This window comes from Citrobacter sp. wls619 (assembly GCF_005281345.1).
Lineage (GTDB): Bacteria > Pseudomonadota > Gammaproteobacteria > Enterobacterales > Enterobacteriaceae > Citrobacter.
In genome coordinates this window covers 292,384-306,137 of sequence record NZ_SZXJ01000035.1, presented here as the reverse complement: position 1 = coordinate 306,137, position 13,754 = coordinate 292,384, and the positions used below count along the sequence as shown (strand labels likewise).

Annotated in this window: 13 protein-coding genes and 1 pseudogene; 10 read left to right on the top strand and 4 right to left on the bottom strand. The window is 53.9% G+C overall.

The features are described 5' to 3' along the window. The first annotated feature begins 21 nt into the window (after positions 1 to 21). The 9 genes and pseudogenes from dagR (at position 22) to nlpA (ending at position 8,779) form a co-directional block, all read left to right on the top strand. Positions 22 to 2,820 (top strand): transcriptional regulator DagR, encoded by a 2,799-nt coding sequence (dagR, locus tag FDX19_RS07035; protein WP_137382161.1) that lies wholly within the window; start codon positions 22 to 24, stop codon positions 2,818 to 2,820. A 120-nt stretch (positions 2,821 to 2,940) separates the two neighbouring features. Then, a complete protein-coding gene (locus FDX19_RS07030; RefSeq protein WP_043018771.1) occupies positions 2,941 to 3,366 on the top strand; it encodes a PTS sugar transporter subunit IIA in 426 nt (141 codons plus the stop codon). A 12-nt stretch (positions 3,367 to 3,378) separates the two neighbouring features. Next, complete coding sequence (locus tag FDX19_RS07025) at positions 3,379 to 3,864, top strand: PTS system mannose/fructose/N-acetylgalactosamine-transporter subunit IIB (RefSeq protein WP_003023959.1); 486 nt, start codon at positions 3,379 to 3,381, stop codon at positions 3,862 to 3,864. Between the two features lie 25 nt (positions 3,865 to 3,889). Then, entirely contained in the window at positions 3,890 to 4,639 is a 750-nt protein-coding gene (locus FDX19_RS07020) for a PTS sugar transporter subunit IIC (RefSeq protein ID WP_003023960.1), read from the top strand. After that, positions 4,636 to 5,496 (top strand): PTS system mannose/fructose/sorbose family transporter subunit IID, encoded by an 861-nt coding sequence (locus tag FDX19_RS07015; protein ID WP_005121522.1) that lies wholly within the window; start codon positions 4,636 to 4,638, stop codon positions 5,494 to 5,496. The genes FDX19_RS07020 and FDX19_RS07015 overlap by 4 nt, the downstream gene beginning before the upstream one ends. 3 nt (positions 5,497 to 5,499) lie before the next feature. Next, positions 5,500 to 6,609, top strand: a complete 1,110-nt coding sequence (gene dgaE / locus FDX19_RS07010) for a D-glucosaminate-6-phosphate ammonia lyase (protein ID WP_137382160.1) — start codon at positions 5,500 to 5,502, stop codon at positions 6,607 to 6,609. Further along, positions 6,596 to 7,339, top strand: coding sequence for a 2-dehydro-3-deoxy-phosphogluconate aldolase (locus tag FDX19_RS07005; protein ID WP_137382159.1), 744 nt, complete (start codon positions 6,596 to 6,598; stop codon positions 7,337 to 7,339). Before dgaE ends, FDX19_RS07005 begins: the two co-directional genes overlap by 14 nt. Before the next feature lie 90 nt (positions 7,340 to 7,429). Continuing rightward, positions 7,430 to 7,837, top strand: a pseudogene (locus FDX19_RS07000) (Rpn family recombination-promoting nuclease/putative transposase); the annotation flags it as partial. Between the two features lie 123 nt (positions 7,838 to 7,960). Continuing rightward, positions 7,961 to 8,779 carry a lipoprotein NlpA gene (gene nlpA, locus FDX19_RS06995; protein ID WP_137382158.1) on the top strand — a complete coding sequence of 273 codons (819 nt, stop codon included), beginning with the start codon at positions 7,961 to 7,963 and terminating at the stop codon, positions 8,777 to 8,779. Between the two features lie 28 nt (positions 8,780 to 8,807). Here nlpA and FDX19_RS06990 read toward each other — a convergent pair whose 3' ends face one another. The 3 genes from FDX19_RS06990 to FDX19_RS06980 all read right to left on the bottom strand — a co-directional run bounded on the left by FDX19_RS06990 (position 8,808) and on the right by FDX19_RS06980 (position 11,141). Then, positions 8,808 to 9,710: a carboxylate/amino acid/amine transporter gene (locus FDX19_RS06990; protein WP_137382157.1), complete on the bottom strand. Its 903-nt coding sequence runs from the start codon at positions 9,708 to 9,710 to the stop codon at positions 8,808 to 8,810. Between the two features lie 116 nt (positions 9,711 to 9,826). Next, positions 9,827 to 10,132, bottom strand: a complete 306-nt coding sequence (locus FDX19_RS06985) for a putative quinol monooxygenase (protein ID WP_137382156.1) — start codon at positions 10,130 to 10,132, stop codon at positions 9,827 to 9,829. Between the two features lies 1 nt (position 10,133). Then, the gene (locus FDX19_RS06980; RefSeq protein ID WP_137382155.1) at positions 10,134 to 11,141 is read right to left on the bottom strand and encodes a zinc-binding alcohol dehydrogenase family protein; all 1,008 of its coding nucleotides are present in this window, start codon (positions 11,139 to 11,141) and stop codon (positions 10,134 to 10,136) included. Between the two features lie 104 nt (positions 11,142 to 11,245). Here FDX19_RS06980 and FDX19_RS06975 point away from each other — a divergent pair, with 104 nt between their 5' ends. Then, on the top strand, positions 11,246 to 12,148 hold the full coding sequence (locus tag FDX19_RS06975) for a LysR family transcriptional regulator (RefSeq protein WP_137382154.1): 903 nt from the start codon (positions 11,246 to 11,248) through the stop codon (positions 12,146 to 12,148). A gap of 36 nt (positions 12,149 to 12,184) precedes the next feature. Here FDX19_RS06975 and FDX19_RS06970 read toward each other — a convergent pair whose 3' ends face one another. Next, positions 12,185 to 13,681, bottom strand: coding sequence for a C69 family dipeptidase (locus FDX19_RS06970; protein WP_137382153.1), 1,497 nt, complete (start codon positions 13,679 to 13,681; stop codon positions 12,185 to 12,187). Positions 13,682 to 13,754 lie beyond the last annotated feature (73 nt).

Genomic DNA, 13,754 nt, shown 5'->3' with positions numbered 1-13,754 from the left:
TATTTCTTAAGCGGTAAAGAGATGAGACGGATTGAGATAATACTGGGAGAGCTGGAACGGCTGACGCGAGGACTGAATCTTGCCCATCTGGCGCAGGAAACAGCGTTTACGGCGGAGGCCATCGGCTTTAACCTCGGGCTGGCGCGCAACTCGGTCAGTAAAGATCTCAATCAGCTCTGGAACGACGGCCTGGCGATTAAAAGCCGCGGGCGCCCGGTGTTCTTTCTGCATCGTCAGGCGATTGAAACGCTGCTGGGGCGCAAACTGGATGAGTCCGAGCGTGAAGTACAAACCGTTGCCGATCTGTTGCCTGCCCAGGAAAATCAGGCTGCAGACGATCCCTTTTTGGGCCTGATTGGTTACGATCGCAGTTTGCGCGATGCGGTGGAAAAAGGCCGCGCGGCGGTGCTTTATCCCCACGGACTCCACGTTCTTTTGACCGGTCCTTCTGGTGTCGGCAAAACTTTTTTTGCCGAGCTGATGCACCGTTTCGCCTGTGAACGCGCCACGGGTACGCCCCCGCCGCTGGTTTATTTCAACTGCGCGGAATACGCCCATAACCCGGAGCTGCTCTCTTCACATCTGTTTGGTCATCGACAGGGGGCGTTTACCGGCGCAAACGAGAATAAACCCGGTCTGGTCGAGCAGGCCGACGGCGGTTATCTGCTGCTTGATGAAGTGCATCGTCTGCCGTATGAAGGCCAGGAAAAGCTGTTCTCTATTCTCGACAAAGGCGAGTATCGACCGTTGGGTTCAAGCGCCATGGCGCGTTCTATTTCGGTTCGTCTGATTTGTGCGACCACCGAACCTGTCAGTTCGGCATTGCTGCGCACCTTCCAGCGGCGTATTCAGGTATGTATCGATCTCCCCGGCATCCGCCAGCGTTCGGTAGAAGAGCAGGTTGAATTGATTGTCGGCTTCTTACAGCGTGAGAGTCGTAAAATCGAGCGCACGATAAGCATCGACCGTACCCTGCTGCTCTGGCTGCTGAACAAGCCGCTGGAAGGTAATATTGGTCAGCTCAAGAGCGACATTCAGTTTCTCTGCGCCCAGGCCTGGGCCTCGGGAATGACGGAGCACAGCGATACGCTACAACTGGATAAACGTCTGGCAGAAATCCCGTTTAACGCCACGCCGGAACAACGTCTGCTGGTTGGGGCGCTGTTCGAAGGCAAAGAGCACCTGAGCATCGATGCCCGCACGCTGCCCGCACTGAAAAATTCGCTGGCCACCGGAGCCGAAATTGAGGAGAGCGATCTCTTTTACAGCTTCCTGACCCGGGAATATATCAACCTGCGTAACAGCAACGTACCGCCAGCCGAAACGCTGGCAATCCTCAAAAACAAACTCAGCTCGATTTTTGAATATGGTCTCTACAGCCGCGACAGCGTGGCGCATCCCCCGCGCTATGGCGATCAGATTGAAGAGCGGGTCACGCTGCTGATTGGCTGCGTTGAGCAGGTGCTTGGTTTTACGCTGCCGGAAAATCTGGTTAACCCGCTGCGCAAACACTTCCTGGCGCTGATTGGCTACGTGCAGCGCGGCCTTATTCCGCAACTTTATTCTTCCAGCCTGATCCTCGATCGCTGCAAAGATGAATATGAAAACGCCACGCTGTTATGCCGAAAAATCAATGAACTGCTGCATATTCAGTGTCCGGCGACGGAAGTGGTCTGGCTGTGCCTGTTCCTCAAAGAGTGCCGTCATTACCGCCAACGGATTGACGCCAGTCCGGACTGCGGGGTGATTTTGATTGCCCACGGCGCGACGACCGCCACAAGCCAGGCGCAGTACGTGAATCGCGTGCTGGAGCGCGAGGTGTTCAGCGCTATTGATATGCCTTTCGAGCAGTCGGTGCATGACACGCTGGAAGCCCTGACGCAGATGATCCAGACCCGGCAATATCGCCGATTGATCCTGATGGTGGATATTGGCTCACTGGTCCATTTTGGCAGTACGATCAGCAAATTATTCCAGATAGACGTTCTGCTGATGCCCAATATCACGCTCACCAGTCTGCTGGAGATAGGGCTGGATTTGAGCTACGAAACCAGTGACTTGCCGCAGCTGGCGGCGTTGATGCAGAGCAAAAATATTCCCTGTCAGCTCTGTACGCCGCAGCAGGAAAATAACGGTAAAGTGCTGGTTATCTCCTGCATCACCGGGATGGGAACGGCAGAAAAAATCAAAAAGGTGCTGGAAGAGAGCTTCGGCGAGCTGATGTCGCAGGATACGCGGATGGTGATCCTCGATTACAACGAAGTTCGCAGCCTGGAGCGCGTGCAACAGGCGATTAACGCCAGTGAACGTCTGGCGGGCATCGTGGGGACATTCCAGCCGGGACTGCCGGATATTCCGTTTATTTCGCTCGAGGAGCTGTTCTCTGAGCAAGGCCCTGAACTGGTGCTCAGCCTGCTGACGCCGGATCTCTCCAGCAGCGAACGCCGTCTGCAGATGGAGCGCAGCGCGATGCGCTTTATTAGCGCGTTGACCATGGAGAGCATCATTAACCATATTTCGGTGCTCAACCCGCAGCGGATTCTGAAAGAGATGGAAGGCGTGCTGAATCACCTGACCACCACGCTTTCGCTCAAACCGAGCCGTCAGGTGACACTGCGCTTCCTGATCCACTGCTGTTGTATGGTCGAGCGTATCGTGATTAACCGCAAACCATTACAGATGGCGCTGGAGAACAAGCCAGATCTGGATGTTCGTGCGTTTAGTGTCATTAAATCTGCTTTCCTGCCGATCGAAGAGGCCTATGCCATTCGCTTATCGGACGCGGAATATTTTTATATTTACGAACTGCTGTATAGCTAATCCCAAGACTTGCGGGGCTTTGCGCCCCGTCGGCACCCACGACTCCCCCACGTGACACAAATTCTGGCACAACCTTTGCTCTGTTTACCTATGTCTATGTAATCGAGCCAGGAGGCCATTTTGACTACCACTGAATCCTTGCCCCAGATCCTGCTGCTGACTCATGGCGGCTGGGGGCAACAGCTTTGCAACAGCCTGCGCATGGTGATGGGCGAAATCAAAGGCGTGACGGAAATTGCGCTGATGCCCGTTGATACGCTCGGCGAATTTTATCAGCGCGTCGAAGCCGTAGTGAAAGCTATGCCGGAAGGCTCACTGATCCTGACCGATTTTATTGGCGGCACCACGTCTAACGTGGCGGCACGGCTGAGCGCCGATTACCCGGTGGCAGTGATTTCCGGGCTCAATGCCTCGTTGTTGCTGGAGGCGCTCGACAAACGCGAGCATGGCCAACTGACCACCTGCGTGGCCGATCTGGTCGAGGCCGGGCGTAGCAGCTGCCTGGACGTTGTGGCCCACGTACGTCAATTACAACAATCACAATAAGGAATAAACACCATGGCAAACATCGTCTTATGTCGTATCGATAGCCGTCTGATTCATGGACAAGTGGTCACCAAATGGGTTGGGCAATCTCAGGCAAACCGGATTGCGGTGGTCAGCGATGAGCTGGATGCCGATCCGTTTATGAAAAATATCTACCTGATGGCCGCGCCGCCGAACATCAAAGTGGATTGCTTCGGTAACCAAAGTTTTGCTGCAGCCTGGAAAGAGAATCAGCTGGGTGACGGCAAGGTGCTGGTGCTGTTCCCCTCCCTGGCGGCGGTTCAGGAAGCGGTCCAGTTGGGCTTTGACGTCACCACCATTCAGGTCGGTGGGCTGGGCGGTGGGCCAAACCGCAAAGCGGTATTCCAGAACATTACGCTGGATGAAAAAGACGTCGGCATTCTGAGCGACCTGAAAAATCGTGGGATTCAGGTGTTCTTCCAGACTATCCCGGAAGATAAGCCGCAGTCTCTGGACGATATCCTGAAAAAATTCTAATCCTCTGATAACAGGGTAAATAATTATGGATACTTTAGTCTTTGCAAGCCTGATGGGGTTGTATTACTGGTTTGCCCGATTACGTCTTGGCTACACCTTCTCCGCCATGCTGCTACAGCCAGTGGTGATTGCCGTATTTGTTGGCCTGCTGTTGGGCAACATGGAAACGGCGATGATTATTGGCGCAGGTATGCAGCTGGTCTACCTCGGCGTGACGTCTACACCGGGCGGCAACGTGCCCTCTGATCCAGCGCTGGCTGCCTGTATTTCAATTCCTATCGCCGTGAAGGCTGGCATGGACCCGAACCTGGCTATCGCACTGGCTATTCCGTTCGGTGTTATCGGCGTGTTCCTCGACCAGCTGCGTCGCACGTTAAACGCCGCGTGGGTACATATGGCCGACAAGCATGCGGAAACGGCAAACATGGCGGGCATTATGCGCTGTGCATTCCTCTACCCGGCGTTGCTCGGGCTGGTGCTGCGTTTTCCGGTAGTCTTCGCCGCTAACTATTTTGGTCAGGACGTAGTGGAAAGCTTCCTGAAGCTGATGCCGCACTGGCTGACGCACTCCTTTGAAATTATGGGCGGCATTCTGCCGGCGCTGGGCTTCGCCATCACCATTATGGTGATCGGTAAAAAGAGCCTGCTGCCATGGTTTATCGGTGGTTTCTTTGCGGTGCTGTACCTGAAGGTGGACATCATGGCGATGGCAATCTTTGGTACCTGCGTGGCCTTCCTGATTAAAGGTCTGGCGAAAAATGAAGGAGCAGCATGATGAGCAGCGACGTAATGCAGCATGAACTGGTGGAGCGTGCGCGTGAAAGCGGCACGCTGACCAAAGCCGACATCACCAAAGCCTGGTTTATCTACTGGCTGGGCGCGGAAGTTTCCAGCTCCTATGAGCGATTGCAGAGCCTGATTTTCTGCGCCTCAATGACGCCGATCATCAAAAAACTCTACCCGCAAAAAGAGGAGCAGGTTGAAGCGCTGAAACGCCATTTGAACTTCTTCAACTCGGAGCAGACGTTCGGGGCGGTGATTCAGGGGATCTCCATTGCGATGGAGGAACAGAAAACCCGCGGCGAGCCGATCAGCGATGCCTCCATCACCGGGATTAAAACCGGACTGATGGGACCGCTGGCCGGGATGGGGGACTCCATCATCTGGGCCGCCGTGATGCCGTTGTTAATTGCTATATTCATCCCGTTCGCCGCCAATGGCAGCGCGATGGGCGGAATTGTGCCGTTAATTCTCTATCCTGCTATTACGCTGGCAATCAGCTATGGCATGGTTCACAAAGGCTATACGCTGGGGCGTGACTCGATTATTGGCCTGCTGCAGGGAGGGCGAATAAAGGAGCTTATCTACGGCGCGAACGTGCTGGGCTTGATCATGATGGGGGCGCTTTCTGCTAGCTACGTCAAGATCACCACGCCGTTAAAACTCAGTGCCCTGAAAGGTTCTGAAGTGGTGGTTCAGCAAATCCTCGACTCTATTGCCCCCGGTCTGTTACCGCTGGCGGCGGTGTTCGCCATTTACTTCTACCTGGTGAAGAAAGGGCCGCGTTATACCACGATTTTGCTGTCGATTGTCGCGCTCAGCGTGGTCTGTTCGCTGCTGGGAGTGCTGTAAGCCATGACGCAAAATATCTATCAACAGTTGGGGCTAAAACAGGTCATTAACGCCTGCGGCAAGATGACCATTTTGGGTGTTTCCAGCGTGGCCCCGGAAGTGATGCAGGCCACCGCACGAGCGGCCTCAGCCTTTGTTGAAATTGATCGGCTGGTGGACCGTACCGGCGAGCTGGTTTCCCGCTATACCGGCGCGGAAGACAGCTATGTCACCTCCTGTGCGTCGGCGGGTATTGCCATCGCTGTTGCCGCGGCCATTACCCGCGGTGACCAGGCAAGAGTCACGATGATGCCGGACAGCGCGGGTATGGCTAATGAAGTGGTTATATTGCGCGGGCACAACGTGGACTACGGTGCGCCCATCACCAGCGCCATCCGTTTGGGCGGCGGGCGGGTGGTGGAGGTTGGCTCAAGTAATCTGGCGGCCCGCTGGCAGCTGGAGAGCGCGATTACCGACAACACCGCCGCGCTGCTGTACGTGAAATCGCACCACTGCGTGCAGAAAGGCATGTTGGGTATTGCCGATTTTGTGCAGGTTGCGCAGATTCACAACCTGCCGCTGATTGTCGATGCCGCCGCCGAGGAAGATTTACACGCCTGGGTAGCAAGCGGGGCGGATATGGTGGTCTACAGCGGGGCAAAAGCCTTTAACGCGCCGACCTCCGGATTTATCACCGGGAAGAAACAGTGGATTGCGGCCTGTAAGGCTCAGCATCACGGAATTGCCCGGGCGATGAAAATCGGCAAAGAGAATATGGTTGGGCTGGTGTATGCCCTGGAAAACTACCATCAGGGACAAACCGTGGTCACCGCCGAAGAGCTCCGCCCCGTGGTGCAGGCGATTTCAGAGATCCGTGGACTGGATGCGGATATCGAGCAGGATGAGGCTGGACGCGCCATCTGGCGGATTCGTATTCGGGTGAATGCGCGGGTGCTGGGGCTGGATGCTTACGCCGTAGAAGCGCAACTGCGAGAGGGTGAAATCGCGATTTACGCTCGCCGTTACAACCTTCATCAGGGGGTTTTTAGCCTTGACCCGCGTACGGTCGCCGAAGGGGAAATGGCGTTGATCGTGGCACGATTAAAGGAGATTGCAGAGCATGCAGCAGATTAATTTTTATCGTAATAAAGTGGCCATTAACGTACTGGCGAAGGATATCGCCAATGCGCGGGAGATCTATGAGGCTGCTGAAGGCCATGCGGTGATCGGCATACTTTCCGCCCAATTTGCTTCGGTGGAGGAAGGGGTCCGCGAAGTTAAACGCTGGATGGAAGATGTGCCGTCAATCTCTGTAGGGCTGGGGGCGGGCGACCCGGCGCAGTATTATAAAGCGGCGATGATTGCCTCACAGGTCCATCCGGCACACGTCAACCAGACCTTTACCGGCTGTGGGTTTGCGGCAGGCGCCCTGGCGGCAACGGGCGGTGAACAGACCCATATCAACGCATTGGTCAGCCCGACGGGCACGCCGGGGGAAGTGTTGATCTCGACCGGTGTCAGTAGCAGCCAGGGCACACCAGCCCGCGTTTCCTGCGATGCAGCAGTACGTATGATGCTCGATTCAGGGGCTCACGCGGCGAAGTTCTTCCCGATGGGCGGTGAGCAGTCTCTGCCTGAGCTGTACGCACTGGCGACGACCGCGGCGCGAAACGGCATGACATTGATTGAACCGACCGGTGGAATCGATCTTGATAACTTCGGCATTATCCTGCAAACCTGTCTGCAGGCGGGAGTACCCCGCGTCATGCCGCATGTTTACAGCTCGATTATCGACCCACAGACCGGCAATACCCGACCTGAAGATGTCGTCAGGTTGATGGAGATAGTCAAAGCCCTGGTGTGATGTCGCTATCGCCGGATGGCGCATAAAAAATGCCCGGAGGTGCTCACGCTTTCCGGGCATTTTTGCGAACGCTATTCCCTGATGTTGTGTGCGCTACTGGAACTTGTCCAGAAGCATATACGTGAGCGCGATTTGATGGTGCTGGTCGATAAACTGGTTGCTCTGCTGATTAAGGGACACGCTAATGACAGTCAGGTAGAAACGCTATTTAATTACCTGGTGCAGTCTGGCAGCGCACCGCGTTTTGAGGCGTTTATTCGAGAAGTTGCCCTGCGCGTTCCCCAACATAAGGAGAGATTAATGACAATTGCAGAATGCTTACGTGAGTCGGGGCGAAGGACAGGGGGGCTAGAAGGCAAACTCGAAGGCAAACGCGAAGGTAAAAAGGACGAAGCGTTGCGGATAGCCCATGCCATGCTTGAGAAGGGAATCGATCGTGAACTGGTGCTAATTATCACCGGGCTTTCAAGTGATGAACTAACGGCATCTTCCGACTAACTTATCTTTTTCCCGTTATGCTTTTTTCTTCTTGCTGATGCTTTTTCGTTTTTTAAACCGCAGCGGCCTTCCCGCTATAGTCATTTCATTACCCATCAGGCGGTTATTGCAAAAGGATAAAACGTGAAACTGAAGATACCTCATTTCGGGGCCGGGGCGGCAGTATTGCTGGCGGGATTACTGCTGGCTGGTTGCGATCAGCAAAGCAGCGATGCGAAACATATCAAAGTCGGCGTAATTAACGGCGCAGAGCAGGATGTCGCGGAAGTTGCGAAGAAAGTGGCTAAAGAGAAGTACGGCCTGGATGTCGAACTGGTTGGATTTAGTGGTTCACTGCTGCCCAACGATGCCACCAATCACGGTGAACTGGATGCCAATGTCTTCCAGCATCGTCCGTTCCTTGAACAAGATAATAAAGCGCACGGTTATAAGCTGGTGGCGGTGGGTAATACCTTTGTTTTCCCAATGGCCGGCTATTCGAAAAAAATCAAAACCCTTGCTGAGCTGAAAGACGGTGCGACGATTGCCATTCCTAACGATCCGACTAACCTCGGACGGGCGCTGTTACTGCTGCAAAAAGAGAAATTAATCACTCTGAAAGCGGATACTGGCCTGCTGCCAACGGCGCTGGATATCACCGATAATCCACGGCATCTGAATATTATGGAGCTGGAAGGTGCGCAGTTACCGCGTGTGCTGGACGATCAGAAAGTGGATGTGGCGATTATCAGTACCACTTATATTCAGCAAACCGGACTTTCTCCGGTGCATGACAGCGTGTTTATAGAAGACAAAAATTCACCGTACGTGAATATCCTGGTGGCTAGAGAAGACAATAAAGATGCCGAGAATGTAAAAGAATTCCTGCAATCTTATCAGTCACCGGAAGTGGCGAAGGCGGCAGAAACTATCTTTAACGGCGGCGCGGTTCCGGGCTGGTAATCGTAGCCCGTTGCCGCGCCGGTGGGTATTAAACCGCTTTGGCGCGGCGGCGGGAGTCCATTGAGATCAGCACCACGGAAGAGAGGATCAGCAGTGTGCCCAGCCAGTCAGGTAGGGTGAATGTAATGCCCAGCAACAACAGAGACAGCAACGCGCTACTCAGCGGTTCCGCGCAGCTCAAAATGCTCGCTTTCGGTCCGCCAATCATCTGCGCACCTTTCAGGTACAGACTGAACGTCAGCGACGTGCCGATAACCACCAGATAGAAAAACGCCAGAATCAAACTGCCATTCACCACAAAGTTTGTTCCTTGCCCGGCATAGAACGGGAGCAGGATCAGACCGCCGATTAACATGCTCCAGCCGACGACCGGCAGCGTACCGTACCGTGCAATTAGTGTGGAAGGATAGGTGGTATAAAAAGCCGCGGCGAATGCAGAAGCGATACCCCAGAACAGTGCGGCAGGTGAAATGGACAGCGACGTCGGGTTACCGTGGGTGACCAGCAAGAAGGTGCCGATAAGCGAGGTGAAGATCGCGGTCAGCACTAGAATCCCCGGTCGCGCTTTGCGCACCACGGAGAACCACGCCACGATAATGGTTGGTGACAAAAACTGCAGTACTGTCGCGGTCGCGGCGTTGGATTTTTCAATGGTCAGCAGGAAGGTTAGCTGGACAGTGAGTGCGCCAACCACCGAGAAAATCAGCAGGCTGATGGCATCTTTGCGGTTTTTGATAATGGAGAAGACTTTGTCGCCGTGCACAAAAGAGAGCATCAGCAGAATGAGTCCGGCGAAAATCAGGCGCGTCATGGTCAGAAACTGTGACGACATCTGGCTCTGCTCCATAATGTACTGTGCACAAACGCCTGAACTTCCCCACAATACGGCGGCAATCAGGACGTTCATCATCCCTCTTCTGGTGGAACTCATCTTTTCCTCTACATGTTGTTTTGTCTTATTTGTGTGCAGGCATCATAGCAGAGATAGCGAAGCGAGGGGGGCATGGCTGGCAATGCCCCCCGCTCGGCAGGGGGCTGGCGATAATATCAAGGTGCAATCGGCGTCAGATAATCCAGCCGTAGCGGTTCGGCTAGCAGTTCGTTCATTTGCAGAATAAAGGCCTGGAAATGTGGCAGAGCGATATGCTCGTCCAGGCCGGCCTGACCGCGCCAGGATTCGCGCACGTAGAATACATCTGGCGTGTCGCGCAACTGGAACAGGTCATACTCAATATTTCCTGGTTCCCGACGTGTGGGCAGTAGCAGGGCCTGCAGCGCCTGTTTCAGTGCGTCGATTTTCCCCGGTCTGGCTTTCAGTACCGCAATAATTGAAATTACTTCTGAATCAGACATGTTAAAACCCCTCCAGCACAATCTTGCCGACCGAGCGACCGGTTTCAATTTGCGTGTGGGCTTTTTGCAGATTCGCCGCGGTGATCGCGCCAAAATGTTTGCCCAGTGTCGTGCGGATCACGTTACTGTCGATAAGCTGCGCTACACGCGTTAATAACTGGTGCTGCGCAATGATGTCATGGGTGGTAAACATCGAACGGGTGAACATAAATTCCCAGTGCAGCGAAATACTTTTGGCTTTTAGCGGACGTGCATCCAGCGTTTGCGGATCATCGATCAACGCCAGTTTTCCCTGCGGAGCCAGTGCTGCAATGATTTGTTGGTAGTGCTGCTCGGTGTTATTCAGGCTGGCAACGTGTGTTACGTCCTTGATTCCTATCCGCGCCAGCTCATCCGTTAACGGTTTGCTGTGATCAATCACATGGTGCGCACCCGCTTCACGGACCCATTTCTGGCTTTCTGCGCGTGATGCTGTGCCGATCACGGTCATTTTCGTCAATTTACTGGCCAGTTGCGTCAGAATAGAGCCGACGCCGCCAGCCGCGCCAACAATCAATAAAATATCATTTTCGTTGCCGTCTTCCTCTACGCCGAGGCGATCGAACAACATTTCCCATGCGGTAATCGCGGTCAGCGGCAGGGCTGCGGCAGATGCGTTATCCAGTGATTGCGGCTTCAGCGCGGTAATGCGCTCATCAACCAGTTGAAATTCGCTGTTACTCCCGGCTCGACCCAGCGCACCGGCATACCAGACTTCATCACCTGGTGAGAACAATGTCACCGCTTCACCGACGGATTTCACGACACCCACAGCATCCCAGCCCAGCACGCGAGGCACGTCTGCATTGAAACCTTCGCGAACTTTGGTATCGACAGGATTGACGGAAATGGCTTTCACTTCAACCAGCAGGTCATGTCCAGTGGCAACCGGAACAGGCAGATCTATCTCGTGTAAAAATTCAATGTTGTTGCCGTGGGTTGCGGCGCGGGTAATGGCGATGGCTTTCATGGTCTCTCCGGTTACAGGAATCAGTTGAATAATTCGATGGTAAACCGGCAGCAGAACGGGAAAAATAGCCCTACGGCGACAGGACTTATACTCGGGGAGTGAAAATGTTCCGGCTTGAAGATCTCACGTTGTTTGTCCGCGCCGCGGCGCTGAATAGTTTTAGCGATGCCGCACGCGAAGCTGGTGTCCAGCCCGCTCAGGTCAGTTCTGCCATCAAGCGTCTGGAATCCACGTTGACCATCCGCTTGTTTGCCCGTTCCACACGCAGTCTGCGGCTGACGCCGGAAGGCGAGGTTTGGTTGCCCTATGCCCGCCAGATGCTGGATGTGATGCATGCCGGGTTACAAAAAATCCAGACGCCGGAAGATGAAATTTCAGGCACACTGCAAATTGCCGTTCCTTCCGATCTCGGGCGGAATTTGTTGCTGCCGGTTTTTCAGTCGTTTCGACGCCGCTATCCTGCGCTGCGTCTGCGGATCTTCTTCTCCGATCAGGTCACGGATGTCTTTAAAGACCCCGTCGATGTCGCGTTTCGCTATGGCAATACAGAAGACGCGTCTTACATCGCGCTGCCCGTTGCATCGGGTAACCGACGTGTGCTGGTGGCTTCTCCGGAGTGGGTTTTGCAAAACGGTGAGCCACAATGTCCGGATGATTTAGCACAGCTGAATACCATGACCTTTGTATTACGTGGGCGCCTGCACGATCGCTGGACGTTTACGCGTAACGGCGAGGTCAGCAGTGTGCAGGTAACCGGCACCATTATGAGCGACGATGCTGAAGTGATCCGCCGACTGGCGATTGCCGGTGAGGGGATAGCGTACAAGTCGTGGCTGGATGTCAGTGAAGATGTGCGTGACGGTCGATTACAACTGCTGATGACGGATTATCAGGGAGAGAAAGTCCCGCTGAATATGATTTGCCCGCATCGGAAGCAGCTTTCAACGGCGGTACGCCTGTTGCACGAGGCGGTGAAGGCGCGGTGTGAAATGCTGGCGCAAAGCTAATACGCGCTTTACGCCAGAACATTTTCGCGTCGTTACTCAGTCTTTCTTCGCGGCGTTAGCAAAGAAGATATCAGACTGAATGTCTTTGGTGCGGAGGGTGAACAGCTGATTGGTCAGGTCTTCCGTTAGCTTCTCGGCGTCGGCCATGATGCGCAGGTTGAAGTCATTCAGCATCTTATCCGCGGCGGGCTTATCAGTTTTCGCCATCTTCAAATATTCTGCTTCGACCTCTTTTTGCTCCTTCGCCACTTTATCTTCCCACGCTTTGTAGGCTTTTTTAACGATTGGCGCGAGCTTCGGATAATCGGTCATCGTCAGCGTCTGCAATTTACGATATTTCCAGTAGATAGACTGATCGTCCGCCTTATCTGTACCCATCGTATAGTTGGCCGGATAGGCTTTCAGACCGCTGTAGTACGGAACGAAAGCGGTGAGATCGGCCATACCCAAACCGATATAAGTCGTTTCACCAATCTCTTTTGGCAACCACGGACGGACCTGCATGACGTGTGCCTCGTAGGTACGGAACACACTGACAGGACGCCACGGCTCTTTACCGTTCAGACCGTTGGTATAGGGATCATGGCTGGTGCCTTCATAGTGATTGCGTAGTACCGCCTTCACATCATCCAGCGTCATTTTCTTCTCTGGCGTCATGAAGACCGGGAATTCACGACCGTTAGCCATATCCTGTTTTACAGAAGGATTGAACTCTTTCTGGATGGTCCAGACACGGGGATCGTTATAGCTACGGTCGCGTTCATCATCACGGGTATAGACTTTGGAGAAGTTGAATTTGCCATCTTTTGCCTGATCGTAAAGACCTTTTTCAGTGGCGAACTCAACCAGGTTTTTCGATGCCATCATGTCCGGGTTTTTAGGATCGTAATCCTGTAAACGCCCCTGATTGCCGGTGGCAAAGTACTGATTGTTGGGCAATCTCTGCGCCATCCACTGGTGGCCGCTACCGGTCTCCAGATACCAGATTTCGTTATCATCCACGACGGCGACCCCAAAGCCTTCACCTGCACCGGCGGTTTCAACGATATGGCCGAGCAGTGCTACGGCTTCCCGCGCGGTTTTACTCTGTGACAGCAGAATGTCCGGGATATCGTCTTCGGTGATCCCTTTATCCTCAACGTACGGATCGACTGCCAGTGCTTTTGGCGAGGCAAAAATAGATTCTGTACCGCTTACGCCAACACCCACTTCGTTAAACCCGGTTGCGCCGTGCAGTTGGGTTTTCCAGTTAGGAACGGTGGTATAACGCAGGGAGTTTTTCGGCAGGGGCCAGGTAAAATCATTTGCGCCATTATGCGCTTTGGTGCTGTAAACACCGGTCTGATTCTGTTTTGCCGGATGAATGACAAAATGTTGAGCTTTCAGGGCATCGCTGTCGGCACTACGGGCAACCAACATCGATCCGTCCGCTGATGCTTCATTGCCAACCAGCAGGGTTGTACAGGCAAAACCCGATGAAACGACGGCCAGGTTAATAGAAAGTGCAATCAGGCACTTTTTAAACGTAAACATTAAATATCCCTCGATAAGTACGCCATAAATACATCGGAAACACATTGTTTCCTGAAATGCGAAAACGTCTGAC